The 24,478-nt window shown below is 68.3% G+C and carries 28 protein-coding genes; 14 read left to right on the forward strand and 14 right to left on the reverse strand.

All coding sequences use genetic code 11. From position 1 onward, the window contains the following. Positions 1 to 221: 221 nt before the first annotated feature. From ACFVYL_RS12490 to ACFVYL_RS12550, 13 genes are all read right to left on the reverse strand, one after another. Positions 222 to 1,595, reverse strand: a complete 1,374-nt coding sequence (locus ACFVYL_RS12490; protein WP_389714912.1) for a hypothetical protein — start codon at positions 1,593 to 1,595, stop codon at positions 222 to 224. Then, entirely contained in the window at positions 1,592 to 1,921 is a 330-nt protein-coding gene (locus ACFVYL_RS12495; protein ID WP_389714914.1) for a hypothetical protein, read from the reverse strand. Before ACFVYL_RS12495 ends, ACFVYL_RS12490 begins: the two co-directional genes overlap by 4 nt. A gap of 27 nt (positions 1,922 to 1,948) precedes the next feature. Further along, a complete protein-coding gene (locus ACFVYL_RS12500; RefSeq protein WP_389715095.1) occupies positions 1,949 to 2,992 on the reverse strand; it encodes a hypothetical protein in 1,044 nt (347 codons plus the stop codon). A gap of 53 nt (positions 2,993 to 3,045) precedes the next feature. After that, positions 3,046 to 3,681, reverse strand: coding sequence for a hypothetical protein (locus ACFVYL_RS12505; protein ID WP_389714916.1), 636 nt, complete (start codon positions 3,679 to 3,681; stop codon positions 3,046 to 3,048). A 392-nt stretch (positions 3,682 to 4,073) separates the two neighbouring features. Next, positions 4,074 to 4,538, reverse strand: a complete 465-nt coding sequence (locus tag ACFVYL_RS12510) for a TadE/TadG family type IV pilus assembly protein (protein WP_389714917.1) — start codon at positions 4,536 to 4,538, stop codon at positions 4,074 to 4,076. Further along, positions 4,535 to 4,975 carry a TadE/TadG family type IV pilus assembly protein gene (locus tag ACFVYL_RS12515; RefSeq protein ID WP_389714918.1) on the reverse strand — a complete coding sequence of 147 codons (441 nt, stop codon included), beginning with the start codon at positions 4,973 to 4,975 and terminating at the stop codon, positions 4,535 to 4,537. The genes ACFVYL_RS12510 and ACFVYL_RS12515 overlap by 4 nt, the downstream gene beginning before the upstream one ends. After that, positions 4,975 to 5,409: a TadE/TadG family type IV pilus assembly protein gene (locus tag ACFVYL_RS12520; protein WP_389714919.1), complete on the reverse strand. Its 435-nt coding sequence runs from the start codon at positions 5,407 to 5,409 to the stop codon at positions 4,975 to 4,977. Before ACFVYL_RS12520 ends, ACFVYL_RS12515 begins: the two co-directional genes overlap by 1 nt. A gap of 115 nt (positions 5,410 to 5,524) precedes the next feature. Next, positions 5,525 to 5,770 carry a hypothetical protein gene (locus tag ACFVYL_RS12525; RefSeq protein ID WP_389714921.1) on the reverse strand — a complete coding sequence of 82 codons (246 nt, stop codon included), beginning with the start codon at positions 5,768 to 5,770 and terminating at the stop codon, positions 5,525 to 5,527. A 104-nt stretch (positions 5,771 to 5,874) separates the two neighbouring features. Next, on the reverse strand, positions 5,875 to 6,804 hold the full coding sequence (locus ACFVYL_RS12530; RefSeq protein WP_389714923.1) for a type II secretion system F family protein: 930 nt from the start codon (positions 6,802 to 6,804) through the stop codon (positions 5,875 to 5,877). Next, entirely contained in the window at positions 6,801 to 7,814 is a 1,014-nt protein-coding gene (locus ACFVYL_RS12535; protein WP_389715096.1) for a type II secretion system F family protein, read from the reverse strand. Before ACFVYL_RS12535 ends, ACFVYL_RS12530 begins: the two co-directional genes overlap by 4 nt. Positions 7,815 to 7,887: 73 nt before the next feature. Further along, positions 7,888 to 9,198 carry a CpaF family protein gene (locus ACFVYL_RS12540; protein WP_389714925.1) on the reverse strand — a complete coding sequence of 437 codons (1,311 nt, stop codon included), beginning with the start codon at positions 9,196 to 9,198 and terminating at the stop codon, positions 7,888 to 7,890. Further along, on the reverse strand, positions 9,195 to 10,031 hold the full coding sequence (locus tag ACFVYL_RS12545) for a hypothetical protein (RefSeq protein ID WP_389714927.1): 837 nt from the start codon (positions 10,029 to 10,031) through the stop codon (positions 9,195 to 9,197). Before ACFVYL_RS12545 ends, ACFVYL_RS12540 begins: the two co-directional genes overlap by 4 nt. A 17-nt stretch (positions 10,032 to 10,048) precedes the next feature. Next, positions 10,049 to 10,771, reverse strand: coding sequence for a hypothetical protein (locus tag ACFVYL_RS12550; protein ID WP_389714928.1), 723 nt, complete (start codon positions 10,769 to 10,771; stop codon positions 10,049 to 10,051). Between the two features lie 757 nt (positions 10,772 to 11,528). On the opposite strand from ACFVYL_RS12550, the gene ACFVYL_RS12555 reads away from it, so the two are divergent. Then, positions 11,529 to 12,410 carry a S1 family peptidase gene (locus ACFVYL_RS12555; RefSeq protein WP_389714930.1) on the forward strand — a complete coding sequence of 294 codons (882 nt, stop codon included), beginning with the start codon at positions 11,529 to 11,531 and terminating at the stop codon, positions 12,408 to 12,410. 275 nt (positions 12,411 to 12,685) lie between these two features. On the opposite strand, the gene ACFVYL_RS12560 is transcribed toward ACFVYL_RS12555, so the two are convergent. Next, positions 12,686 to 13,192, reverse strand: a complete 507-nt coding sequence (locus ACFVYL_RS12560; RefSeq protein WP_389714931.1) for a DinB family protein — start codon at positions 13,190 to 13,192, stop codon at positions 12,686 to 12,688. A 346-nt stretch (positions 13,193 to 13,538) separates the two neighbouring features. On the opposite strand from ACFVYL_RS12560, the gene ACFVYL_RS12565 reads away from it, so the two are divergent. From ACFVYL_RS12565 to ACFVYL_RS12625, 13 genes are all read left to right on the forward strand, one after another. Beyond that, the gene (locus ACFVYL_RS12565; protein WP_389714933.1) at positions 13,539 to 13,841 is read left to right on the forward strand and encodes a hypothetical protein; all 303 of its coding nucleotides are present in this window, start codon (positions 13,539 to 13,541) and stop codon (positions 13,839 to 13,841) included. A gap of 1 nt (position 13,842) precedes the next feature. After that, entirely contained in the window at positions 13,843 to 15,096 is a 1,254-nt protein-coding gene (locus tag ACFVYL_RS12570; RefSeq protein ID WP_389714935.1) for an enoyl-CoA hydratase/isomerase family protein, read from the forward strand. A 79-nt stretch (positions 15,097 to 15,175) separates the two neighbouring features. Beyond that, complete coding sequence (locus tag ACFVYL_RS12575; RefSeq protein WP_389714937.1) at positions 15,176 to 16,090, forward strand: hypothetical protein; 915 nt, start codon at positions 15,176 to 15,178, stop codon at positions 16,088 to 16,090. A 37-nt stretch (positions 16,091 to 16,127) separates the two neighbouring features. After that, entirely contained in the window at positions 16,128 to 16,880 is a 753-nt protein-coding gene (locus ACFVYL_RS12580) for a hypothetical protein (RefSeq protein ID WP_389714939.1), read from the forward strand. Positions 16,881 to 16,938: 58 nt separating this feature from the next. Then, entirely contained in the window at positions 16,939 to 17,847 is a 909-nt protein-coding gene (locus ACFVYL_RS12585) for a hypothetical protein (protein WP_389714941.1), read from the forward strand. Positions 17,848 to 18,083: 236 nt separating this feature from the next. Then, a complete protein-coding gene (locus ACFVYL_RS12590; RefSeq protein WP_389714942.1) occupies positions 18,084 to 18,827 on the forward strand; it encodes a hypothetical protein in 744 nt (247 codons plus the stop codon). Between the two features lie 142 nt (positions 18,828 to 18,969). Continuing rightward, positions 18,970 to 19,644, forward strand: coding sequence for a hypothetical protein (locus tag ACFVYL_RS12595; RefSeq protein WP_389714944.1), 675 nt, complete (start codon positions 18,970 to 18,972; stop codon positions 19,642 to 19,644). Then, the gene (locus ACFVYL_RS12600) at positions 19,641 to 20,735 is read left to right on the forward strand and encodes a hypothetical protein (RefSeq protein WP_389714945.1); all 1,095 of its coding nucleotides are present in this window, start codon (positions 19,641 to 19,643) and stop codon (positions 20,733 to 20,735) included. Before ACFVYL_RS12595 ends, ACFVYL_RS12600 begins: the two co-directional genes overlap by 4 nt. A 234-nt stretch (positions 20,736 to 20,969) precedes the next feature. After that, positions 20,970 to 21,284 (forward strand): hypothetical protein, encoded by a 315-nt coding sequence (locus ACFVYL_RS12605; RefSeq protein WP_389714947.1) that lies wholly within the window; start codon positions 20,970 to 20,972, stop codon positions 21,282 to 21,284. Beyond that, positions 21,281 to 22,504 carry a putative T7SS-secreted protein gene (locus tag ACFVYL_RS12610; RefSeq protein WP_389714948.1) on the forward strand — a complete coding sequence of 408 codons (1,224 nt, stop codon included), beginning with the start codon at positions 21,281 to 21,283 and terminating at the stop codon, positions 22,502 to 22,504. Before ACFVYL_RS12605 ends, ACFVYL_RS12610 begins: the two co-directional genes overlap by 4 nt. A 26-nt stretch (positions 22,505 to 22,530) precedes the next feature. Further along, a complete protein-coding gene (locus ACFVYL_RS12615; RefSeq protein ID WP_389714949.1) occupies positions 22,531 to 23,115 on the forward strand; it encodes a hypothetical protein in 585 nt (194 codons plus the stop codon). After that, on the forward strand, positions 23,115 to 23,822 hold the full coding sequence (locus ACFVYL_RS12620) for a hypothetical protein (protein WP_389714951.1): 708 nt from the start codon (positions 23,115 to 23,117) through the stop codon (positions 23,820 to 23,822). The genes ACFVYL_RS12615 and ACFVYL_RS12620 overlap by 1 nt, the downstream gene beginning before the upstream one ends. Continuing rightward, positions 23,819 to 24,385 (forward strand): hypothetical protein, encoded by a 567-nt coding sequence (locus ACFVYL_RS12625; protein ID WP_389714953.1) that lies wholly within the window; start codon positions 23,819 to 23,821, stop codon positions 24,383 to 24,385. Before ACFVYL_RS12620 ends, ACFVYL_RS12625 begins: the two co-directional genes overlap by 4 nt. Positions 24,386 to 24,478 lie beyond the last annotated feature (93 nt).

Genomic DNA, 24,478 nt, shown 5'->3' on the forward strand with positions numbered 1-24,478 from the left:
GCACGGAAGGGCGCATACAGCAGCACAGGAAACAGAATCCAGCCCACGGACACGGGAAGCCCGACGATTGCGAAGAGAGCCCCGAGTGCGAGACACCCCCACCCCAGCAATCTGAACACTCCCGCGATCAGATTGCGGTTCCAGGCCTTCCGAGTTTCCACGTGGTCCCACGCCACTTGGTGTTCTGTCGCACTCATATCAGTGGGTCCTTCCCATGAGAGCTATCGCCCAAAGACATGGCGAGCGACATCGACGATCCCGCCGCCATCGATGCCGAGGCGCGTGCCGTCAATACCGGCCACGGTTCCGCCCTTGATTCCGTCGTCATCCGCGTCCATCATCTTCATCGCCAGGCCGAATCCGGCCGTCCCCACACCCAGTGACGCGGAAGTCATCTGGACAGCCTTGATGACGGGCTCGGCCCTGGCACCTCTGACGGTCGTGGCGAGAAGTGAATTGCCCAGTCCTGTAAGAACCTTCGCCTCGTCCATCGTGCACGAGCCGACCTGGGCGATACGCCGTCCCAGAGGCATGATTTCCCCGGCTCCGTCGGCAGCCTGAAGGGCAGTGCGAGACCCCTTCCAGACCGCGCCCACTCCGGGGACCGTCCCCAACACGTCGCCGCCCACGGTCACCAGATTGCTCCAGAAGTCCTGGTCGAGCTCCCCTTTGGTGACACCGTCCCAGAGCGACGCCCGCAGTTCCGCGTCACCGAACACCCGCAACGCCAGCGCCCCCGCGCTGAGCACGGCGGCCGTCAGCAACAACACCGCCGCCACTGTCCCTCCCGACACCACGAACAGCGCCACCAGCCCCACACCGGCCGAGACCGTGCCGAGGATGTCGGGGAGGTTCTCCTCGACCCAGGCCATCGCCCTTTCCAGCCAGCCCGACTCGTGCGGGGCGAGCCTGTCCGTGGCGTCGCGAATCTTCGAGGCTCGCCGGCCGGCCTTCTCTTCATGCTCAAAGGCCAGTTGCCTCGCCCTGCCAAGAATGCGTTCGAGTTCCGCCTCAGCGTCCTCGACCCGGGCGTTGGCGCGGGTCATCGCCTTCTTTGCGGCTTCGTGCCCCGAGCCCTTCCTGTCGTCCAGATGCGGAGCATCCTCGGCCGCTCCTGCGGCGCCTTCCGCCTTGCGCAGGGCTTCACGTGCGTCCTTCGCATCGGATTCCAGTCGCTTCGCACGGCGCTGGAAGTCCTCCAGGTCGCCGTGCCAGCGGTCGAGTTGGCGAGCCGCCTTGGTGATCGAACGGGCTGCGTTCTGCAGGTTCTTCGCCAGCGGCCCGTCCTGAAGCTGCTCGCGCCAGGCGACAGCCGCGTCGCCCTCCCAATAGCTGCCATCCATCAGCTTGGTGACGGTTCCGTGCGTGTCGCCCAAGACCTTCGCGCAGCGGACCAGCTTCTTGTGCAGAGCTTTGACCGTGCCGCAGTCCCCTGGTACCGGATTGAATCCGAGAGCCGGATAGTCCGGATTCCCGACCTCTCCACCCGGGGCGGGCACTGCTGGAGGAGATTTCAGACCTTCCGGCAGCCGGGCATTTCTGGCGGCAGGCGAGTGCGCGAACGAGCCTTCTTCCCGGCCCGGTGTCACCGTCATCTCTCGCCCCTGCCGCTCTTCCGCTCAGCCCTCTCCCGGGACTTCCTCATCGTCTCTTCGAGTGCCTTGTCGACCTCGAAGTAGCTCTCCTTGTTCTTTCTGATGATTTTTGCGAGGTCCTCGGCCTGCTCGCCGATCTGTTCCGTGCCGTACTTCCAGTCGTCCTGGAATTCCTCACACGCACTGTCCAGGTCATCCGTCCCCAGGCCCGACACCGTGGCTTCGGACAACGCTTTTCGCAGGCCCTTCAGCTCGTCGTTCGACTTGCTCAGCAACCTGACGAACTTGTCCAGCTCGGTCCCGTCGACCCTCAGTCGCTCCGCCATACGCCCCTCGATCTCAGCCTGGAGTCGTCATCGGTTGACGGTCTGGATCTCCTGAACATGCACGCTTCGAGAGTTCTCGAACGTGCCGTCCGGGAGGTCGCCCTTCGCTCCCCCTGATCCGGCCCAGGAAATGTCCCAGGTAACGGACGCCTTCAGCTCGTACGGCCGGCCAGCCGTCGCGCGGAGGTACGCGATCCCACACGGCGGATCCTGGTGCGAAGCGCCCTTCACGTACGGCGTTCCGATGCTGCCGTCGCCACCGATCAGGCAGTCGCCGGAGGCCGGATATCTCTCCGCGTCCGCAGTGCCCGGCTCAAGATGCAGAGCGACCGGCTTGGCCGTGGTCACCGCCCACAGGCCGGTCCCGGGGAGGTCGGCACGGACCGTGACGGCCCTGAACGTGCCCTTGTCCAACCACATCCAAGTGGGCAGGTTCACCGTCGACCTGCCCTCCGGCTTCAACTTGATCTCGGCGTCCGGAACCTTGATCTTGTCGTACGCGAAAGCGGCGAGGGTTTTGGGCGTGGGAGCGTTCTCGTCCTCGGGGATCGTGCCCGCCTCCTGCCAGAACATGATGCGGCCGCAATCCCATGCCTCGGGATCCTGGTATCTGCCCTTGCGGACCGTACTGCGCCAGAACATGCCCTGTTTGCCCAGGTTGAAGTTCTTGTACCCGCCCGCTCCGGCGCCTCCGGTTCTGGTCAGGCCAAAGGTGCCGTCCGACGATTTCGCCTTCTCGTAGTGGTCCACCCACAGTCCATTGCTCCACCACACGTGGGCGTTGACCAGCCCGCCTCCTCCCGTCGCGACGGCGTCCTTGAGCTGCTTCGGGGAGAACACGGGCTCGTACCAGCACGCCGGGGGCCGCCAATGGGGATCGACCGGCTTGAGCCCGCCCAGTGACGCCTTCGACGTCCGGCCTCCTGAGTAGGCGAGCTTGATTCTCGTGTCGGACACCGACGCCATCAGCTCTCCGTCCGCGGCCTTCCCACTGGGGCCAGGCGGCGGTGTACTCGACTGCTTGTCCTCGTCACCGCCCCAGGCATGGGCCGTCGGAGTCATGAAAGCCATCGCGAACAACGGCGTCGCCAGAAGCCCGGTCGTCCCACGAAGACCGCGCCATGTCATCGGCACGCCCCCCGTTCCGTCTCCGCCGTCGTCGTCTTCCACACGCCTTGCTCTGTCTTGTCGAGGCGCGTCCGGTATTGGAGACGGGGGCTGGTTCCCTTCGGGGTGCCTGCTTCCTTACCGGTCTTCCGGTCCTTGGTGCGGCCGTGGCTCTCGTCGACGCAGTAGAAGAGGACCCCAAAGCCCTCATTACTGATGTGCACCTGAGGGTTGAATACTCGTCCCCTGCCCACGAGCGTGTGGTCCTCGTCCACGAAGCCCCGGATCCACTTGCGGGCCGACTTCAGGGAAGCACCCGAGTTGTAGAACTCGACGGCGCCCGAGGCGGGGTCGCCTTGGACGATCGCGGCGTACTCGGCGCGAAGCTCTTCTTTGCCGTCATCCAGGATCCTCTGCAGCTTGGGATCACTGTTCGTCCAGCCCTCGAAGCTGACCTGGAAGGACTCGGGGAGATTGATCACCGGCCGCTTGAGCCCACCGCCTGACGAGGGAGATACCGACGCACTACCGCCCTCATCAGCTCCCACAATCCCCGCACCCCCCTCACTCCCACCCGAACCACCACAAGCGACCAGTATCGAAGCCGCGGAAATGGTGAGGGCGGCCATGGCAATGCGGGTGCAGCGGTTCACTGGGGCTCCTGAGGAGGTGTGGAGGCGCTGGAGGCGAGGCCAAGCTATCCACACCGGACAGGGGCGTCCGGGCCCTTACGGCGGCACCTCGTGCTGTCGGAGCGGGGGTGTGAGGCGTCTCGGGAGGGAGGCGCGGGTGGGTTCAGCCGTCGCTCCGCGGGGCCGTGGTGGCCCGTTGGCCGGGGGTGGGGGGCGGCGCGGTGTGTCATTGCCCGGGTGATCCGCGCCAGTGGCGGATCGCTACGGCGCCCGCCGTCCGCAGCAAGCGCCCGTGGCATACGCGGAAACTCATCATCAATACGTGTGATGAGCCGAGCGGACCGAGAACGTCCCCCTGTCGTTGAGGGAGGGGGAGGAAGGGAAGGAGGGGAGGAGAGAAGGAGGAGGAAACGTCACCCCACCTCGTTCTCCGCCACCGCCCTACCCCTCACCGTCACATCCCCGCCATAGAACAGCCCGGTGAACACAGGGCTGTACGTCATCTGCACCTCGACCTCGACCTGCTGCGGATTCGCCCTCACACAGCGCGTGTTGCCGACGTCCGCGCCCTTCAGGCCCGCCTCTTGGACGTAGGCCCGTACCCGGGCGCCGCAGTTCTCGAAGTTGATGGGTGCGCCCTTCGCGCCCCCGTATATGTCCTCGAGTTCCAGGTCCTGCGCGGCGTAGCGCGCGGCCTGTTCCGCGATGTCCGCGGCGCGTTCCCGTTTGGAGATGGAGAGGCCGCCGTCGATGACGAACGCCGCGAGGGCGAGGAAGACGATCGCGAAGATGATGACCGCACCGGCGCCCGAGCCCCGGTCGTCGAGGCGGGCGCGGCGGGACGCGATCCAGGCGCGTACGAGGGAGTGACGTCTCACGCCGACCTCCGGTACGGGTCGAGCGGCGAGCTGAAGGAGGCTTCCAGTGTCGTCGGGATGTCGAGGCCGAGCATGGCGAGGCCCCTGACCTCGCAGCTGACCTCGACGGTGAAGAACGGGTCGACCTTCTCGTTGAATCCGTCGCTCTTCTGGACGACGTGGACCGGGCCCGAGCAGACGTCGGCCAGGTCCGCCCGCGCGGCCTTGCGTGCCTCGGACATCGCCGTGCCGTGGTCCTTCTGGATCGAGCCCGCGCGGGCGGCGTCGCGCGCCGCGCCGTCGATGGCGCCCCGGCCGTCGACGAGCTGGCCGAAGGCCACCAGGACCAGGATGAACAGGATCATCACCGGGGCGAGGATCACCACTTCGACGGTCGACAGACCGCGGTCGTCGCGGCGTCGGGCGCCGGTGGGCGCTGCGCCCCGTACGTTCCGCATCAGCCGTTGTCCTCCACGAACCGCTCCACAGGCCCCGACGACTGCGCGTGCACGGTCAGGTCGAGCCCGGGGAAGACCGTGGGGACCCGGGCCTCGATCTCCACGCCGACCGTGTTCTGCTCCGGCTGGATGGTCTTCACGTCCGGTCCGAGCACCAGCTTCGGGCCGAGCTGGCGGATGTAGGCGTCGGCCACGTCACGGGCCTCGCCCCGCCAGCCGCCCGCGTTCTCGTCGGCGGTGGCACGCGCCTTGCGCGCGCCCGCCTGAGCGGCGGCCTGGGCGACATGGTCCGCGAAGAAGTAGAGCGCGAACTGCACCGTCGCGAAGATCATGAAGAACAGCACCGGCGTGAGCAGCACGAACTCGATCGCGGTCATGCCGGATTCGCCGCGGGCGGAGGCAGCCTCCACCCTGCGGCGTACGAATCCACGCATTCCCCGCACCCGAACCCCGTCGCCTTTCACCGTGTCGCAAGCCGCCGATCAGTCGCAAGCCGCCGACCGTCAGTTGTCCGTCACCCGTCCTCCCGAGGAGGTCAGCAGGTGGAGGTCAGCAGGTGCTGCCCGCGTCCGCGCCCTCGATGCAGTCGCTCACCTTCTCGGCGCCGCCCTTCAGCGCGGCGTTGATGACGGCCGCCACCACGCCGACGATCGCCACGACGACCGCCGAGATGATGACCCATTCGACCGCCGACGCGCCGCGGTCGAGCTCGCCGGAGCGGGCGCGCTGGACGCGGCCCTTCAGGAAGGTCACGAGGAAGTCGACAGCCGGGTGACTGAAGTTCCGTCCGTTCATGATGAGTTGTCCTCTCAGAAGTGGTGGGGGGAGGCGCCGGGCCCCGTTTCGTCCGGCGCCGTCGTCGCAGAGCGCTCGCCGCGCCCGGAGCGGGCGCGGCGCCGCTAGACCTGGAACACGCGCATCGCCGCCGGGAAGATGAGGAAGACCAGGAAGCCCGCGCACAGCAGCAGCTGCGCGACCAGCATCGACTGGGATTTCTCGCCCGCGCTGCCCTCGATCTCGGCCAGCTCGCGGTGCCGCATCGTCTCCGCGCGGGAGGCGAGGGACTCGCGCACCTTCGCGCCGTCGTCCGCCACCAGCGCCAGGGACGCCGACAGGTCCTTCAGCTCTTCCACGCCCAGTTCCTCGCCGAGCGAGCCGAGGGCCTGCCACTGGCTGACGCCGGTGATGCGGGCGTCGGCCAGAGCGCTTCGGATACGTTGCGTCGCCCATCCGTCGGAGACCTCCGCCGCCGCCATGAGCGCCTCGGGCAGACCGCGGCCGCCCGCGAGGCTCATCGACACCAGGTCCAGATAGGCGCCGATGACCCGGCGCAGGTCGCGCCGCTTCTCCGCCGCGTCCCTGCGTACTTCCAGGTCGGGCAGGAAGAAGAAGAGCACGCCGAACATCAGCGCCAGCCACACCGGGATGACCGGGCTGCGGCCGACGCCGAGCGTGTAGATGATGGCGAAGAGGAACGGGCCGAAGAAGACACCGGCCGCGGCGAGCAGCACCTTCGTCGCGAGGAACTTCTCCCAGCTGCGGTCGAGGACCGCCAGGTCGGCCCGGAGCGAGCGCTGCTCCCAGCCCTGCTGGAGGTAGAACTCGGCGACGCGCGCGCCCACGCGGGAGCGCATCGAGCCGAGCCTGCCGGGGCGCTCGGTGTCCGTGGTGGCCCGCTGCGACTCGTACGCCGCGCCGCGCGCCCGCATCGCGTCGATGCGGGCGACCGTCGCGACGGCGCTGCGCTTCGACGGCATCAGGGCGCGTACGAGGGCGAAGATGCCCAGGCCGAGGATCGCGCCGATCAGTACCGGCATCGTCAGGCTCATCGCCGTACCCCCTCGGACGGGTTGGTGTAGCCCGGCAGGCCCTGCTGGGCCGGGCCCGGCCTGCCGAACTGCGGTGCCTGCTCGGGGCCGCCCGCCGCGGGCGCGCCGCCGGGACCCCGGGGACGTACGAACTGCACGCCCGGCTCGTCCTTGACCAGGAAGCGGTCCGGCGTCTCCACCGTCGACAGCTTCCGCAGCCACCAGAAGCCCAGCGCGAACAGGGCACAGACCATGGCGAGCACGAGCTGGCCGACGGGCGTGCCGTACGGCTCGACGAACTCGCGGTTGAAGATGGACAGGCCGAGCACGAAGGCGATGGAGACCGCGACCACGATCTGCACCGAGCGGCGCGTCGAGGCGCGCTGCGCCATGACGCGCTGGCGCATGTCGACCTCTTCGCGCGCCGACTTGGCGAGCGCGCCGAGGACCTGGCGCAGGCCGGGGCCGCGCAGTTTGGCGTTGAGGATGAGCGCGGCGACGATGATGTCCGCCGAGGCGTCGTCGATCTCGTCGGCCAGTGTCTGCAGGGCCTCGGGGAGCGGGGTGCGCGCCCGGAGGCGGTCCACGAGGGCGTCCAGGTGCGGGCGGAGCACCGGCGCCGCCGCCCGGGCCGAGGCCGGGATCGCCTGCTCAAGGCCGACCGCGCCCGCGATGGTGTCGCGCAGCGATTCCGTCCAGGCCGCGAGGGCCTCGACGCGCTTCATCTGCGCGCGCTCTTCGGCGGCTCCGCCGAAGAGCTTGTCCCAGAAGAAGACGAGGATGCCGGAGGCGATGCCCGCGACCGCCCAGCGGGTGAGGAGCAGGACGACGAGGCCCACGCCGATCGCGGCCGAGCCGCGCCGCCCGACGAAGCGGATCAGTTCGCTCGCGCGCTCGCTCGCCTTGTGCTTCTCGTGCGCGGGCTTGGCGGGCAGGCCGCGGATCGCCACGGCGAGCAGCGCGAGGCCGCCGCCGGCGGCGACGCCGCAGCCGAGTGCGTACAGGACGGGCAGCGAGAAGACGCCGCCCATGGAGCCGAGACCGTCGAGCGCGGCGAGTGTGGTCGTGTCGTGCCCGCTCATGTCGTACTCGTTCATGTCGTGCTCACCCCCACTGCCCGGCGGGGCGGTAGCCGAACGCGGCCAGGTCGTCCATGCAGGCGATCGGCGCGTGCGCGACGACGCGGCCGTCCGGCGCCTCCGCGAAGACCTCGCTGGACAGGACGCGGCCGTCGACGCCGTTGACCTCGCGGACCGAGGTCACCATGCGCTGGAGCTTGCCGCCGGACTGGTAGTTGTTGCGCCGCTGGATGAAGACGACGAAGTTGACCGCGCCCGCGACCAGCATCTGGCTCGCCTCGATGGGGAGGCGTTCGGAGGCCTGGAGCGCGTAGGTGGAAATACGGTTGAAGACCTCGCTTGAGCTGTTGGCGTGGATCGTTGAGAGCGAGCCGTCGTTGCCCTGCGACATCGCGTTCAGCATCGTCACGATCTCGTCGCCGAGGACCTCGCCGACGATGACGCGGGAGGGGTTCATACGGAGGGAGCGGCGCACCAGCTCCGCCATCGTGATCTCGCCCTGGCCCTCGGAGTTGGGCAGGCGCTCCTCGAAGGCCACCACGTTCGGGTGCAGATCGGCGAACTGGTCGAGGCCGAGCTCCAGGGCGCGCTCGACGGTCACCAGGCGCTCGTGCGGCGGGATCTCGTTGGCGAGGGCGCGCAGGAGCGTCGTCTTTCCCGCGTTCGTCGCGCCCGCGATCATGATGTTCTTGCGGGCCCGGACGGCGCAGGCCAGGAAGTGGCCGATCTCCGGCGTGATGGTGCCGTTGCCGACGAGGTCGGACATGAAGACCTTGCCCATGCGGGCGCGGCGGATGGAGAGCGCGGGACGGCGCGTGACGTCCATGACGGCGGACAGTCGCGAGCCGTCGGGCAGCCGCAGGTCGAGCTGCGGGTTGGCGGAGTCGAAGGGACGCGACGAAAGGCCCGAGTACGCGCCGAGGACCTGGATGAGCTCGACGAGTTCCTCGTCGGTCTCGGCGACCGGGTCGGCCTTGGCCTCGCGGCCGTCGGCGTATCCGACGAAGACCTGGTCGCAGCCGTTGATGTCGATGTTCTCGACCTCGGGGTCGTCGAGCAGCGGCTGCAGCCGTCCGACGCCGAAGAGCGCGGCGTGCACGGCGGCCGCGTACTGCTCCTCCGTCTCCGCGTCGAGGGGGGTGCGCCCGGCGTTGATCTCCGCGCGCGCGTACTCCTCCAGGATCTGCGCGATGACGGCGCGGGCGTAGTGCCGCTCGTCCTCGCCCGACATCGGGGTGACGCCGGAGACCTGGTCGAGACGGCGCTGCTCGGCGATGCGGTCACCGGCGTCCTGCCGGAACCGCTTGACGAGCTGATGATCGACGGGTGCGCTCATCGGGCCTGTCCCGGCTGCTGCGCCACGGGGTTGGTCCAGGCGGCGCCGTACTGCTGATACAGGTCGACGGTCACCTTGCGCGCGGAGCGGATGAGCAGCGACTTGTCGAGCCGGCCGCGCCTGCGTCCTGCCAACTGGTCGGCGCCCGCCGGGTCGTCGGCGAGGGTGCCCACGACGCGGGCGCCGGTCTGCGCGGCCATCAGCATGTCGTTGACCTGGTGCACGAGTTTCGCGGAGGTCGCCGGATCCGCGATCAGGAGTACGCCGATGAGGGGCTGGGCCAGCGAGGCCGCGCCGCGCGAACCGCCGTGCAGCTTGGCCGCGAGGGCCGCGGCCCGGTCCCGGACCCGCGCGATGGCCTCGGGCTCGGTGCGCGAGACGAGCAGCACGAGCGCCGCGTGCGGGAGGAGTTCGACGGCCGGGGTGTCGCCGCTGATCCGCCCGCAGTCCGCTATGACGTCGGCGGGGGCGTGCGGCGAGTCGGCGAGCTGGGAGAACGCGCGGCCGAGGGTGGGCCAGAGCCCGGCGAGACCGGCGGCCTGCTCCGCGATGCCGAGCCCGACGAGCACTTCGAGACCGCCGCTCAACGGCTGGGTGTGGTCCCAGAGCTGGTCGGGCACGAGGCCGCGGCGGGCGGTGGCGGCGATGCTCAGCATGCCGGTGTTGGGATTGAGCGGACCGCCGTGCGCGGCGGCGCTGCGGTAGACCAGGTCGCCGCCCGCGGGGTCGGTCTCGGCCACCAGTACGCGGCGCGGCCAGACCGCCGCGAGCGCGACTGCGGCCGTGGTGACGCCGGGGGAACCCTTGTCCGCGGCGAGTGCGATGAGCGCCATGTCTCCTCTACTCGCCTTTAGTTGTTGTCGTCGGAGACGCGGGCGACAACGACCTTGCCCTCGGAAGCGGCGCTGGCCAGGGCGGCGGCCTCCTCCTGCGGGACAAGGAGGGTGATGTTCTGGTTGCCGGTGCTCACCGTCGCGTCGCTCTTGTCCGCGATGGTGAACACCTTCGCGTCGGCGACCAGCGGGGTGCCGGAGGACGAGGAGCCACTGCCGGTCGATCCCTTGCCGGTGGACGTACCGGAGACGACCGGGTAGGCGGCGACGGTGTCACCGGCCTTCAGATCGGAGGGGTACTGGCCCTCCTTGAGGGAGAGACCCACGCTGGCCTTGCCTGCGGGCAGGCCGGTCTTCCTGGCGAACATCTCGCCGACGACGACGGCGCCCGCGGGGATGGCGCTCTTGGCCTTCAGCTTCGCGAGGACGCCGCGCTGCTCCCACTTCACGTAATTGATGCCGCTGTCGCCGGCGACCATCACGTGGTCGATGTTCTTGCCCTCGGCGGGCGACTCGCCCGCCGCGATGGGCGCGGTCACCCGCACGACCTCGATACGGTCACCGGCGCGCAGCACGAGCACGGTGGCGCCGAGCGCGCCGACGAGGATGAGGAGCACGGCGAGTGCGGCAAGTGCCGGTTTGCGCTCGCGAGGCGGCGCGGGAAGGCGCTCACCGACCGCTGGCTGAGCCGGCGCGGCGGAACGGTTGTTGCCCGCCCCCGTACGCTCCTGGATCTTCACGCAACTGCTCCCCGCACACCCAAGAAGATTCGGTCAATTTCCATCATTTGCGACACCGGCGACTCTCTCGCCCGTCCCGGGCGGGCTATTCAGCCGCAGACCCAGTGTCAAGTCATCGCACCGTATCAGCAGCACATAAGCCCCTCAAGGCGCGTTAAGGATCGCGAAGCTCACACCCTCCACCGTTATCCACACGCAACCCCAACCCCTCGGTTCTGATGCCGTTCCGATGTCGCGTCCGGGCCTTGAGGGGCAGGGAATGTGTGCGTACGCGAATCGGGATACTTTGCGCAACTGACGGCGTCCGGCAGCGGACCGGCCTGATTCGTCGACCCCAAAGGGGACGTCAGCAGGGGCCGGGACGGTTCCCTCGGGCACGCCGGGAGGCACGCACCCACCGCACGAGGAGACGGGGCTGCCGGACCCACCCCCACGGGACGCGCCCCACTCCTCCCCACAACCCACGCAATTCCGGCTGCCGCCGAGCTCCTGGCGCGGGCGGGGGCGCCCCCCGCCGGAAAACCGGCGACCGCCGGAATGAACCCTCTCCGCGCCATTCACCTCTCCCCTTTCGACGCGAGAGGATCCGCACCAATTTGTTGAATAGCTGATCAAATGCCGTACGTAGCGGCCTTGTTGGCGGGGCATTCGGTCCGGACTTCTCGCACACGGAGCGGCGCACTCGCCCCTGCCCCACAGCGCACCGCGCCGCGCCGCGATTCCGCAATTTCTGCCGTACGAAAGAGAAGCACCCCCCATGAACGTCAAGAGAACCCCCACGCGCACCCGCAAGGCCCCCGCTGCCGCCGCCCTCGCCGCGACGGCCGCCGCCCTCGCGATGGTCGCCACCTCCGCGCCCGCCGCGCACGCGATCATCGGCGGTACCGCGGTCCCGAACGACGCGTACCCCTTCATGACGGCGATCCTGTCGAAGGGTCCGGGCAGTGCGCTCGACCGACAGTTCTGCGGCGCCAGCCTGGTCACCCCGGACACGGTCGTGACGGCGGCGCACTGCCTGGTCGACGACGCGGGCAAGCCGGTCAAGCCCACGTCCCTCCAGGTGGCCGTCGGCCGCACGGTCCTCTCCGCGAAGCAGGGCCAGATACGCAACATCGCCAAGGGCGGCGTGGTCGTGCACCCGCGCTACCTCAAGGGCAAGGAGGCGTACGACGTGGCCTTCCTCCAGCTGGCGAAGCCGGTCCGCGGCATCCCGGCGGTGGCACTGCCCACGCAGGGCACGGACGCGCTGATCCGCCCCGGCCAGAAGGCGATCGTCGCGGGCTGGGGCAACACGGACACGGAGATGACCCACACCCCGGACCGCCTGCGCGAGGTGAAGGTCCCGATCCTCTCCCACGCCGAGTGCGGGACGAGCTACAAGGAGTACGACGCGAAGGTCAACTTCTGCGCCGGCGTGGAGACGAAGGACTCCTGCCAGGGCGACAGCGGCGGCCCCATCTTCCGCAAGGTCCCCGGCCGTGAGGCCCCGATCCTGATCGGCGTCGTCTCGTACGGCGAAGGCTGCGGCGGACAGGGCGCACCCGGCGTCTACACGTCGCTGAGCTCGTCGAAGCTGTGGAAGACGCTGGACGAGTCGCCGTCGGGCAAGAAGATCAAGCGGGCGATGAACCGGCGCTGAGGGCGGGGCCTTCGGGCCCTGGGCCCGGGACGCTCCGACACCAGGTCGCCGCGTCCCGGGCCACCTCCTCGGCCGTTCCGCGGCTTGCCCCAGGGCCTCATTGGCAGGAGGGGGAGTCTGCCCAGGTCCGGGGCGAGGCGGGGCAGTTGAGAAGTGACGCCGAAGGTCTCCGCTGTCACCGTCTGTCACCGTGAGGGCGCGGGCGCCTATGCGCGCTGCTCTGCTCTGCCATGCGCGCTGCTCCGCTCTGCTCTGCGCACTGCTCGGCGCGCTCCCTACTCTCCGACGGCTCCGTCGATCCGTTCCCTGAGCAGGTCGGCGTGGCCGTTGTGGCGGGCGTACTCCTCGATCATGTGCGTGAGGACGTAGCGCAACGAGTACGTGTCGCCGCGGAAGTCGACGGAGGAGTCGAGGGAGTCCAGGGCGTCCACGATGGCGCGGGAGCGGGCGCATTCGGCCTGCCAGACCTCGAACGCCTCGTCCGGATCGGCGTCCGCCACGTCGAAGTCGGCGTGCTCGCCGGGTACGCGGCCCTGCCAGTGCGCCCTGGCCGACTCACGGTTCAGGACATTGCGGAACCAGCTCCGCTCGACCTCGGCCAGGTGCCGGACAAGCCCGAGCAGCGACATGTCGGAGGGCGCCACGGCCCGTTCCTTGAGCTGCTCGGCACTCAGCCCCGCGCACTTCATGGCGAGGGTGTCGCGCTGGTACTGAAGGAAGGCGGTGAGGGAGGCGCGTTCGCCGGCGGCGGCGTGCGGGGGTTCGGTTCTATGAGCGGGCATCGGGCCATCATGACCGGGCCGGGGCGGATCCGCTCGTGATTACGGCGGTCGACGACATGTGGTCGACGGTATGTGGGTGGACACGAGCGGCGACCGACATCACGAGCCCCGCCACACCTCGCCAGCCTCGCCCCACGAGCGTCGGCCGGAAATGACCCCCTCTGCAGCGCTGCTCAAGCCCCGTGAATATCGTGAACACCGTTGGCCACACCAAGCATGTTCGAGCACAGCCGATAGCGCTCCGAGCACCGCGGCTGGGGCCACCGGAACACCGCACGCGAGACCGCGACCGTCCGGGCGGAGTGCCGGTCCATCGCCCTCCCCCCACGAGGAACGGAAGCACGACATGAGCGACCTTCGTCTCGACGGAACGGTCTTCGAGGACCTCAAGAGAACGTTTTCCGGAGTCAGCGACCGCATGGATGCCGCCCGCCGGACCCTGAAGGGCACCGACGGGTCGGTCGTCGGCGCCGAGAAGCTCATCGAGGACGTCCATGAATTCGCGGACGAGTGGGGGTACGGCGTCAAGCAGCTCGGTAAGCACACGCAGGGCGCCGTCAAGATGATCAACAAGATCGACGAAGAATTCAGCAAGCTGGACCAGGCCCTTGCCGAGTCGCTCAAGTCGGCCCGCAAGAAGGGAAAGTGACGTGACGGGCAAGCGTCCTGCCTTTCCCCACATCGGCTGGGACCCGACCCCCGGAAGCGTGGAGGACACGCGCGACCTGGCCAAGAAGCTCGGCGGCCTCGCGTCCGAGCTGGGGGCCGCGGTCCGCGACCTGGAGCGAATAGAGTGTGGTGCCTGGAAAGGCAAGGCCGCACTCGCCTTCACCGAGTACATCGGCGAGGACGTCACCCCGCTCATCCGCAAGAGCCACGAGTCCTTCAACAAGGCCTCGCGCGCGCTGTACCGGTGGGCGAAAGAGCTTCACGAGTTCCAGGTCGAGGCCGACCGGCTGGAGAAGCGGGCCGGTGAGAAGCTGGAAGCGCGTTCAGAGGCAAAGCTCGGCACCAAGGAAATGGGCAAGGCGTCGGGCGAGGTCACCACGGTCATCGCCGATGTCCATGACCTGGAGGACCGCTACGGCAAGGCCGCCGGAGCGATCAGCAAGGAACTCGACAAGGCGGGCGACATCGCGCCGGACGAACCGGGGTTCTGGGACAAACTCACCAAGGGTGTGGCCGATGCCTGGGATGCGGCCGGAAAATGGCTCCAGGACCACGCCGACCTGATCAAACTGATCGGCGATCTGCTGAGCGACCTGACCGCCGTCCTGGGGCTCCTGGCCATCGTCACCCTTCCCTTTCCGCCGCTCGCCGCGATCTTCGGCACGGCCGCGCTCATTACCAGCGGGCTTGCTCTGGGGGCACACGGGCTCGCCAAAATGAGCGGCGCTGACGTGAGTTGGGCGACGCTCGGGCTTGACGCGGTGGGGCTCATGCCGGGGATCGGGATGTTCAGCAAGGGCACCAAGGTTGTCGGAGAGGCCAGGGCAATCAAGGCAGTCGCCAATCTTGGTAAGGGCTTCGAGTATTCCAGCGTCGGTGAGGCAAAGATCCTCATGGCCTTTGGGAAAACCTCGCGGGAGGTCACCGGGGGCCTCGGCCTGGGCGGTCTCGTGAAGATCGGCGGTAGCTCCGGCGACGTCTACGAGGTGGCGCACGCCGCCAGTGGTCTGAGGTCCCGCATGGGCGGCCTTGCCGCAGCGGGCTATCACGAGGGTCAGTGGCTCGGATCCAAGGGGCTGAACATGCTCCCCAAAGTGAACATCGACCCAGTGGGCGCCGGTATCGCCATAGACGCGGGGCTCAAAATCTTCCCCAAGATCACGAGCATCCACCAGCACACGAGCGAAGCGCTGTTCCCCGGCGACCAATTCGCGCAGTCGGCGTCGGCAGGCTGAGAGCATATGACGCGAAATGCCGGAGCCAAAGCGCCGGGCGCCGAAGGCCATATCGCCAGAGAGGGAGAGTCATACGGATATGAACATCTGGCAGCCTGAACCGGGCGAGACGCTCCTCACCCGTAGGAACATCACCTTTGCCACCGGTGAGGCCACGCGTGTCAGGGGCATGCGCTGGTTCCGTGACACCGAGCGCAACGATATTCAGAACGAACTGCCCGGCTGGCCCGAAGGCCCCGCATACACCAACCGATCGAGTGGTAACTCGATTGCACGGACGGTCGGGAAGGGCGGCCTGATGGCCGTGGGCGGCATCATCATGGCCGCACTCAGCTCTGCCGGAGGCAATCTCAGTGGCGGTGCTTTCGGCGATTCCGGCTCCGACACCCCGGACGACCGCGCTGACGAAGTCGACGACTTCCCCGTCATGTGGGCCGCCCCGGGCACCCTCGCCCGCACTCTGCCCTGGGAACTGGACCCGGGACGTTCCGACGACGAGTACTACCGCACGCACGCGATCGTCACTGACCGGCGCCTGGTCATCGTCGGCCTCCCCTTCTACAAGAAGGACACCCACCGCATCGAGGACGAAGTCCTCTGGGAAACTCCCAGGTCGAACATCAGCAAGGTCGAGCCACGCGACTTCAAGGACGGGCGAGACTTCAAGATCCTCTTCAGCGACGGCTCATGGTGCAGGCTGAGAGCCATGTCCCGGGGAGGTCTCATCCGGTACCTGCACTCTCCCCTCGAATTGATCCCTCTGGAATCCCTGACGCAGGCACAGCGGGATGCCGTCGACCACTTCCTCGCCACCGCTCGTGCGCCGGACCTCTCAGAGCCCTTCGTCACCCGCCTGCCGTGCGGGCACTACCGAGCCGAGGCTCTGGTACCCAGCGAGCTCAGCGCATTCTTCGGCGCCGCCAGTCGCGACCTGAAAATGAACGCCGACGGCACCAAGGTGGCGTACACCGACTACCACCCCGAAGACCTCTGACCCCGCCTTCGAACCAAACCGGGACCCCTCGCAATCCATGACTTCGCCGATCAACCCCACGGACACACTCCCGGCTGCCCCCGCCGGTCACCTCGACCCCCCGCCCATCTGGTTCCACGTTCCCGACGGCTTCTACGCCCTCCCTCTCGCCGCCACACCGGAAGAGCGCGCCGAGCGCGCCGATGAATTCGTACGCGGGCTCTACTCCCGTGGAAACGACAGCATTTGGGAGCCCGCCGCCCCGTATTACGCGAGTCTGGCCGAGCTCATGGTGGCGACCGGTGTCTCCTACTCGGCGATAGGACTCTTCTCCACGGCGGAGGAGTCAGAGGAAGCGGACGAGACCCTCACCGGGCACGGAGCCTCCGGCGGTGTAGCCCAGTGCGCGTTCACCGTGGCTGCCGTCCCCACCGACCAGGCGTCGGGGGACACGGAGACCGTGGCCCAGGGGATTCTGGCCATCCTCTCCAGCGCCCCGCACAACGACGCGCGTTGGCTCGATCTACCCTGCGGGCCCGCGGTCTCCTGCATCACCCTGACCGAGTACAAGCTGAATCCGGAAATCACGGCGACCGGCGAGGCCACAGATCTCCTCACTGGACAGATACAAGTCCATGTACCTTTCCCCACAGGCCCGTTCACCGCGGTCTTCACTCTCCACACCGCGTCCACGGACTACTGGACCGAATTCTGCAACATCATGACGGCCATCCTTCAGACGGTCTCCTTCGCCGACGACTCCACCAGCGGTCACAACTCTGACGGGACACCGCCGGGATCGCCCAGTTGATATGCGATACCCGACCCATCAATCCCAGGACCGAACGAGGACCAACGGAGCAACCCGCATGGCGACATGGCAGCCCGCCCCCGGAGAAACCCTCCTCGCCCGCGACGCCATCGTGTTCGCGAGCGGCACGGACGACACCGTCTCCGGCATGCGCTGGTTCCGTGGTGCCGAGCGCGAGGACATCCAGCACGAACTCCCCGGCTGGCCGGACGGCCACTCGTACGCGCCGGAGCCCCCTGCGGCGAAAATCACCGCCCGCAAGGTGGGGCTCTTCGGCCTGGGGTCCCTGTACGCACTCGTCATGGCAGCTCTCGGCGCGTTCGGCAGCGGTACGGGGGCGGGCCCCGGTGGGCGCCGAGGGCCCGGGCGGCCCACCGATCGGGAGAACGAGGTGGGTGACTTTCCCGTCATGTGGGCCGCCCCCGGCACCCTCGCCCGTACCCTCCCCTGGCAGCTCGACCCCGGGCGGCGTCCTGCGGAGTACCGGACGCACTGCGTCGTCACCGACCGTCGGGTGGTCATCCTCGGGTTCCCCGACCTCGACCCCGGCCAGGACACGGTTCTCTGGGAGATCGGCCGGGACCGCATCGCCGGTGTGGAGCGCATGTCGTACAGCGATGTCGGCGGCGAGGCGAAGATCTGCTTCGACGACGGCTCATGGTGCAGGCTCGCGCCTCCGACAGAGCGGATCCACTGGACGGTGCTGCGTCACCTGACCCATCCGACGGTGCTGCTCGCCGTCTCCGAGATGACGCCGCGCCAACGCAAGTACGTCGAGTCGTACGTCGCATCCCTCTCCGAGCGCGAGCCCTCCGCCGCACCGGTCGTCACCCAACGCCCCAGCGGCAGGTTCCTGATCGAGGTCACCACCAAGGAGCCGCTCAGCGCGAATCACGGGATCACCAAGGACTACTGGTTCATGAGCAGACGCGGCGGCCGCGGCGCGATCAGGCCGAACGATCTCTGAGGCCGTACGGGGGCGGTGCGGTTGACGTCCCGCTCAGCATGCCGACCCCCACGACATCGGCCACCACCCAGGGCGCGGGGGCCGACAAGTGCCTGCCGCCCCCTCGACACCCACCAGTAGAGTGCGAGCCCGTACGGCCCCACCCGTCCCTCACCTCACAGCTGTCACGTGAGCCACCGACTGCCCGGGGCGCAGCCCAACAAGCCGTTCGCGAGCGGCTGCAGACTGGAGACCTCATGATGCGGATCCGCACCGGCCTGGTCGCTTCCGTCCTCACCGTCCTGTCCGTGTCGGCGCTCAGCGCCTGTTCGGACTCCGACGCGTCGGCAGACGGACCGGGCACCACGTCCAAGTCGCCGTCCGCCGCATCGGAGAAGAAGGCCCCGGACCCGGCGGCCGACCTGAACCGCGCCGCCCTGACCAAGAGCGACGTGAGCGGCTACCGGGTCAGCAAGCCCGAGCAGAAGTACGCGTTCGCCAAGACCAGAGGCGAGATAAAGGCCGACAAGGCCGCATGTGCCCCGCTCGCGTACGCGATGAACCAGTTCGCCCCCGGCAGCCCGCAGGCCGAGCTCACGCGCGTCGCCTCGCCCGGGGGCAAGTCCGTGGGTGCCTTCACCTACGTCACGCTCGCCACGTACCCGGACGGCGCCGCGAAGACCACCATGGCCGAACTCACCGAGGCCGTCGGCACCTGCGCCGGGGGCTTCACCGCCAAGGCGGCCAAGAGCAGCACCCTCTACGACTCGGTCTCCTCCGACGGCGCCCCCGCCCAGCCCGGCGCCGACCAGTCGACCGCCTTCCGCGCCACGACGAAGTTCAACGGCACCTCCCATACCGTGCGCACCCAGGTCGTCCGCCACGGCGACACCCTCGCCGTGTACTTCGCGGTGGACGGCATGGCCCTCGCCCAGGGCCGCTCCGGAGACGCGAAGGTCGCCAAGGCGGTCGTGAAGGCGCAGAGCGCGAAGCTGAGCTGAGCCGCTTCCCCGGTGCGTCACGACCCGGTGACAGTCCGCTGAAATCTGGCGGCTTGTCCCGCTATTGAACCTGGCGGAACCAAAACCCCGTTGGTTAACGTCGGCCTGCTGGAGACATCCCTCGTCCCACCGGGAGCCGACCGTGAACCGCCGCACCATGCCTGTCGCCACCGCGCTCGCCGCGACCGCAGCCCTGCTCCTGACGGCTTGCGGCAGCGGGGACGACGGCGACTCCAAGGACAAGGACAAGATCGCCGGGGCCGATCAGGACGCCGGGAAGCCGGAGAAGTCAAAGAAGCCGTCCGGTGCGCCGGCCAAGGCCAAACCGGACGGCGTGGACGTATCGCTGCCGAAGAGCATGAATCTGGTCTTCGACTGGAACAAGCCGAAGGACAAGGACGAGGCGGCGGCGATGGATGACGCCGCGAATTTCCTTCGCGCCATTTATCGGGGCGTCGACAAGCGCACCACCAAGGACGCGGCTCTCGCGGCCTATGCGACGGGTGGAGGACTGCACTACGGCAAGGTGCAGATCAAGGAGTGGCTCAAGGGCGGTTGGACCGGCAACGGCACCCGTCGCCACTACCAAGCGACCACACGCTCCGCCCCGAACGGCAAGTCGGTCGAGGTCGCCTTCTGCGCGGACGCCGGAAAGTTCTACGGCCAAGAGGTCAAGACAGGGAAGATCCTCAAGACCAAGCCCAGCCTCAAGGACTTCTCCTACTACAAGGTCATCATGGTCAAGTACCCGACGGGCAAGGGACTTTGGCAGGCCTCAAATGTGTTCGTCGAGACGAAGGCGGAGAAGTGCCAGTGAATAGATCACGCCACGCGACCCGCCGCCTCGGCACAGCGGGGGCCCTCGCGATCTGCACCGCTCTCGTCGCGGCTCCCTGTGCCGTGGCCGAGCCCGTGGACACCGGCAAGGGCGGGCGAGGCAGCAGCGCCGAGCAACAGGGCGGCGGCGACGGCAAGTCCGGCATCTACGCCGCCGCCAAAGTCCAATACTCCGGATCCGTAGCCAAAGGCGGCAGCCGCGGCAACGTCGCCTCCGCGGACGTCAACTGGGCGCCGCCGCCCTGCTGGTACGCCCCGGCCTACGGCGCCAAGCAGTTCAAGAAGAAGATGTCCAAGGAGCTCAAGGAGGCCGCGAGCGCGCCCGGGATGACCGGTCACGCGGGCGCGGCGATCAATGAGCTGCAGCGGCACTACGAGGACGACTACGGCTGGACCGACACCCCGGGCTACAAGGACTACAACGTCGACAAGGACGGCGAGGGGATGTTCTGGGCCGCCGTCGAGAACCCCGACGAGCCCGACTACCTCAAGCGGACCTCGTGCAGCGACATCCCCTTCTGGGTCGAGAACGGCGAGCCCCCGCCGCCCCAGCACGAGGAAGCCATCAAGCCGGAGATGCTCGCGGCCCTCGCCTACCAGCACATGGAGCTGCCGAAGACCAAGGTCTCCCTCGCACCCGACGGCACCACCAAGGTGAACCTGCCCACCTGGGCCTGGCTCGACAAGGCCGCCTTTGACGACGTCCGGGCGACCGCCACCGTCAACGTCCCCGGCTTCCACATCGAGGCGACGACGACCGCCAAGCCCACGTCGCTCACGCTCGACCCGGGCACCGAGGACGCCACCATGCTTCCCGCCGGCGGCGAGTGCCCCATCGTCGACGGCAGGATCGGCGAGCCCTACGCGAAGGGCAAGGCGAAGGAGACCCCGCCCTGCGGCATCGTCTACCACCGCTCAAGCGGAGGCCGGACTCTCCCGCTCAAGGCGGCACTCACCTGGGAGATCAGCTGGACGGGCACGGGCCAGGCCGATCCCGTCGAGATGCCGGACGGCACGATCGAGGTGACGCAGGAGGTCACGGTCGAGGAGGTGCAGTCCATCAACCGCTGACATCCCGACGGCGCTCGACTCGAACGCGTCGCGACGCCGCCCCGCCAGCCGTGGCCCAGTCCTGCACGACTCGTGGATTTCCCGTCACAGGGCGGTGCCATTCCGTGCCATTCCGTCCGTATACGACGGCTTGACCCGTTTTAGGAACTGGTGAGGGCGACAACCCTACAGTTATCGTCGGCTCCAGGCGTCGAGCCGGAGCAAACCGAACCACAGTGTGCACGGGGGAATGTGATGAGCGGGAGAACGCGCGCCGATCTGGGCGTGATCAGGGAATGCTCGGAGTCGTTGTTCAGGATCCATCGCGAGTTCAAGGACAACAGCAACCCGGCGGACGGATACGACAACGCACTCGGCAGTGAAAAGCTTCGTGACGTTTTCGACGATTTCTCGGATACCTGGAAAAAGACGCGCAAGAAACTCATGAAGGACATCGAGCAGCTGGCCAAGTTCACGGACACGGCGGCCGACACGTACGACAAAGTGGATCACGAACTCGCCGAGGCCCTCCGCAAGGCCCGCAAGGACGCCAAGAAGGGGAAGAAGTGACGGCGCGCCCCAGCGACTGGGAACCCCTGCACCCCGGCGACCCCATTCCGGGTGATCCGTACGAAGTCGCGCGGCTGGGCAAGAAGCTGCGGAACATGGCCGACGAGATCGACAAGCAGGCCCGGAACATCGAGGCCCTGGCGTCCGTGGAGAGCTGGGACAGCGAGGCAGGACGCGCGTTCCACGAGATCGCCGGCGGGACCTCCGGACGCCTGAAGCGGTCGTTCGAGCGTTACGACGAGGCGGCCAAGGCGCTCGGCACCAAGGTCGTCGAGGGCGAGTCGAAGGAGTACGCCAGCGAGCTGCACCGCGCCCAGAAGATCGCGGACAAGGCGCTGAAGGACTACCGCGAGGTGGAGGGCGACCTCGGGGACACGGATTCGCCTCTCAAGCCGACGGGGACGAAGCCTCCGTCGGACATGTCCGACACCGAGCGTGAGCGGCAGGCGCGGAAGCGGTCGGCGGCTCTGAGCACCATGGGCGACTGCCGGGCCGAGATCGATCGCGCGAAAGAAATCCGTGACGACGCCGCGAAGGCCGCCGCGAAGCACATCAAGAACATCATTCATCACGACGGGGTCCGGGACCCCGGTGGATTCATGAACTGGCTGGCAGACTGGGCCGACAGATTCTCCAATCTCTCGGCCATCTTCTCCATCCTGGCTGTCATATGTGCTTTCGTGCCACCGCTCCAGGTCCTGCTCCCCGTATTCACCGCCCTCGCCGTCATCACCAGTGCCGCCGCGCTGGCCGGGCACGCCTACGACATGACCGCGCGAGGCGGGAAGCTCAACCTGTTGAAGCTCGGTCTCGATGCTCTGGGAGTCATGCCCGGGGTCGGCGCCCTCAAGGGTTTCAGCGCGCTGAAGGGCCTCAAGGGCCTGTCCAAGCTGCGGGGCATCCGGTTCAGCGGTTCGGGTGCCGGGGCCGGCGTCACGGACAAGTTCTTCAACGGCATCGCCGTGAAGGGCGTCAACGCCCTTCTCAAGAAGGCGGGCAAGCCCGCCCTGGACGGCGAGCGGATCACCGCAGGCATCAAGACCGGCAGCCTCGGCAGCGCCCTGTACAAGATCTTCACCGGCAAGGACGGTGCGGCCACCGGAGACCCGGGCGATCCCGCGCCGAAGCCGCAGGGCACCATTCCGCCCACCCCCCGGCCTTCGCCCCAGCCGTCGCCGACACCGTCACCCAAGCCGTTCCACACCGCGCTCGCCCACTGAGCCGTCAGCGAAGGAGCAGGATTCACATGCCGGACGAGGACGAGAGCAATCGCGAACCCGGGCCGTGGGAGTACCGGGCACGGGAAGGCATCATCAGGAAGATGATTCCCGGTGATGTCTTCGCCGCGGTACCGGCCGCCCGGGAAGTCGCCGAGGCCGAGGGGCGCAGGCTGCAGTTCGACTTCTTCGACGACGAAGCGGTCCTGAAGATGCTCCGCCTCCGTCACCTCGACGAGGCCCAATTGAGCAGCGCGGGCAAGCGGTTGGCCTACCCCACGGCCATCGTCCTCTTCGGGCTCTTCGCCTATTGGGGCGCGTACGTCCAGTACTGGGAATCCGCTCGCAATCAGAAGCTCTTCTACGTGGCGGCCGGCGTCATCCTCGCCGGGCTCGTGCTGTTCTTCGTCACGACACTGATCCGCCAGTGGGGAAACCGCCCCCGGCAGAAGGTCCGTGCCAGGGCCGCGGCCTATCGCAAGGTCGCGCACATCGCCGCCGAGAACGGCGGTGACGTCCCGGCCTTCTACCCCCACTACGGGCCGTATCCCTTCGCCGCCAACTTCCATGCGGATGCCGAGGAGCTGGAACTGCCGGAGAGGAACAGGTACTGATGAGCGTGGTCATACCCGACGGCGGCCCGTCCAGGGCCTCCAGCGCGACGGCCGCCGCCGACGGGGAGCCGATCGAAGTCCGCTGGGTCATGCCCGAAGGGTTCTTCGAACTCCCCACGGAGGCCGAGTCCATCGACGACCTCGCCGACCAGCTCATTCAACTGGCCGAGGAGATCATCCCCAAGGGCACCCCGGACATGCAGTACCGGTGGGCCGCCCTGTGCGTCGCCTCGTACGACGAACTGGTCGAAACCGGCGTCCAGTACGCGGGCTTCGTCATCACCGAGGTCGACGGCGAGCGCTGCACCGCGAACGTGAGCCTCTCGCTGGTCGACCTGGCCGAGGAGGCCAGGGTCAGCCCGGTCCACAACACCGCGCAGGCGCTGCGTGCGCTGGGCCACGGCGACGTGGACGAGATCGAGCTGCCCTGCGGCCCGGCCGTGTCCTGGGTCGGCACACGTCAGGCGGTCATCGAGGCGGCGATCGCCCCCTCCGGGCAGGACGAGCCGTTCTGGACGTCCTTCATCAACGTCCAGGTGCCGCTCTCCAACGGCACCGCGGTCGTCCTGGAGATGACCACCCCCACCCAGGAGGGCTGGGACGTCTTCTCCTCGATGTTCGCCGGTATCGCGAAGAGCCTGACGCTGTTCGACACCGAGGGCAATCCCATGAACACCCGTGGAAAGCTGCTGGAGATCCCCGGGTGACCGAGACCGCCCCCTCGCACCCGCACGACGAACCGCCCGAGGACTACCACCTTCTGGTCCCCCGCGACTGGTTCCGCATCGATCTCACGCTCGACCGCTGGCGGCCCCAGCTGAAGACGTTCGTCGACCAGCAGGCCGCCGGCCGACACATGTCCGCGCAGGCGCGGCAGGGCCTGTGGACCACCCTGCGCAACACCGCAGAGAGCGGGGTCTCTCAAGGTTCCCTGGAGCTGTTCCTCAGATCGGAGTCGACCGTCGAGGCCGCGACGCCGGCCACCTTGCTGGTGTCGCTGCTCGCGATGCCGGGAGACCTGTACGCCACTCCGGAGGAGTGGGCGCGCTCCCTCTCCGACCGCAGGGGCGCCGACGCCGAGGTGACCCTCATCGACCTCCCCGCAGGCCGGGCCGTCCGCGTCGCCACGGCGACAGCCCTGGACCTCTTCGTCCACATGCCGGGCAGGGCGGGTTACCTGCTGCTCGCGTTCACCGTGCCGCTGAGCGGCGTCGACAGCTCCCTGGGCCAGCTGTGCGAGGCGATGGCGCGGTCGCTGCGGTGGGTGTGAGGGGCCTGGGCCGGTCCGGCCGAGCTCCGCGATCATCGGGCGCAACGTAGAACCACAAAGCGCCATGATCCGAGAGCGACTTCACCGAGATCC

Origin of the sequence: Streptomyces sp. NPDC058308, from assembly GCF_042880275.1 — a bacterium.
GTDB lineage: Bacteria > Actinomycetota > Actinomycetes > Streptomycetales > Streptomycetaceae > Streptomyces.

Coding starts and splice junctions, on each gene's coding strand:
- ACFVYL_RS12535 (WP_389715096.1), bottom strand. CDS start 7,814: ATGGGCGGCGTCTTCTCGCTGCCCGTCCTGTACGCACTCGGCTGCGGC.
- ACFVYL_RS12580 (WP_389714939.1), top strand. CDS start 16,128: ATGACTTCGCCGATCAACCCCACGGACACACTCCCGGCTGCCCCCGCC.
- ACFVYL_RS12620 (WP_389714951.1), top strand. CDS start 23,115: ATGAGCGTGGTCATACCCGACGGCGGCCCGTCCAGGGCCTCCAGCGCG.
- ACFVYL_RS12585 (WP_389714941.1), top strand. CDS start 16,939: ATGGCGACATGGCAGCCCGCCCCCGGAGAAACCCTCCTCGCCCGCGAC.
- ACFVYL_RS12515 (WP_389714918.1), bottom strand. CDS start 4,975: ATGCGGAACGTACGGGGCGCAGCGCCCACCGGCGCCCGACGCCGCGAC.
- ACFVYL_RS12490 (WP_389714912.1), bottom strand. CDS start 1,595: ATGACGGTGACACCGGGCCGGGAAGAAGGCTCGTTCGCGCACTCGCCT.
- ACFVYL_RS12500 (WP_389715095.1), bottom strand. CDS start 2,992: ATGGCTTTCATGACTCCGACGGCCCATGCCTGGGGCGGTGACGAGGAC.
- ACFVYL_RS12605 (WP_389714947.1), top strand. CDS start 20,970: ATGAGCGGGAGAACGCGCGCCGATCTGGGCGTGATCAGGGAATGCTCG.
- ACFVYL_RS12590 (WP_389714942.1), top strand. CDS start 18,084: ATGATGCGGATCCGCACCGGCCTGGTCGCTTCCGTCCTCACCGTCCTG.
- ACFVYL_RS12545 (WP_389714927.1), bottom strand. CDS start 10,031: ATGGCGCTCATCGCACTCGCCGCGGACAAGGGTTCCCCCGGCGTCACC.
- ACFVYL_RS12565 (WP_389714933.1), top strand. CDS start 13,539: ATGAGCGACCTTCGTCTCGACGGAACGGTCTTCGAGGACCTCAAGAGA.
- ACFVYL_RS12530 (WP_389714923.1), bottom strand. CDS start 6,804: ATGAGCCTGACGATGCCGGTACTGATCGGCGCGATCCTCGGCCTGGGC.
- ACFVYL_RS12525 (WP_389714921.1), bottom strand. CDS start 5,770: ATGAACGGACGGAACTTCAGTCACCCGGCTGTCGACTTCCTCGTGACC.
- ACFVYL_RS12560 (WP_389714931.1), bottom strand. CDS start 13,192: ATGCCCGCTCATAGAACCGAACCCCCGCACGCCGCCGCCGGCGAACGC.
- ACFVYL_RS12540 (WP_389714925.1), bottom strand. CDS start 9,198: ATGAGCGCACCCGTCGATCATCAGCTCGTCAAGCGGTTCCGGCAGGAC.
- ACFVYL_RS12575 (WP_389714937.1), top strand. CDS start 15,176: ATGAACATCTGGCAGCCTGAACCGGGCGAGACGCTCCTCACCCGTAGG.
- ACFVYL_RS12495 (WP_389714914.1), bottom strand. CDS start 1,921: ATGGCGGAGCGACTGAGGGTCGACGGGACCGAGCTGGACAAGTTCGTC.
- ACFVYL_RS12555 (WP_389714930.1), top strand. CDS start 11,529: ATGAACGTCAAGAGAACCCCCACGCGCACCCGCAAGGCCCCCGCTGCC.
- ACFVYL_RS12615 (WP_389714949.1), top strand. CDS start 22,531: ATGCCGGACGAGGACGAGAGCAATCGCGAACCCGGGCCGTGGGAGTAC.
- ACFVYL_RS12520 (WP_389714919.1), bottom strand. CDS start 5,409: ATGCGTGGATTCGTACGCCGCAGGGTGGAGGCTGCCTCCGCCCGCGGC.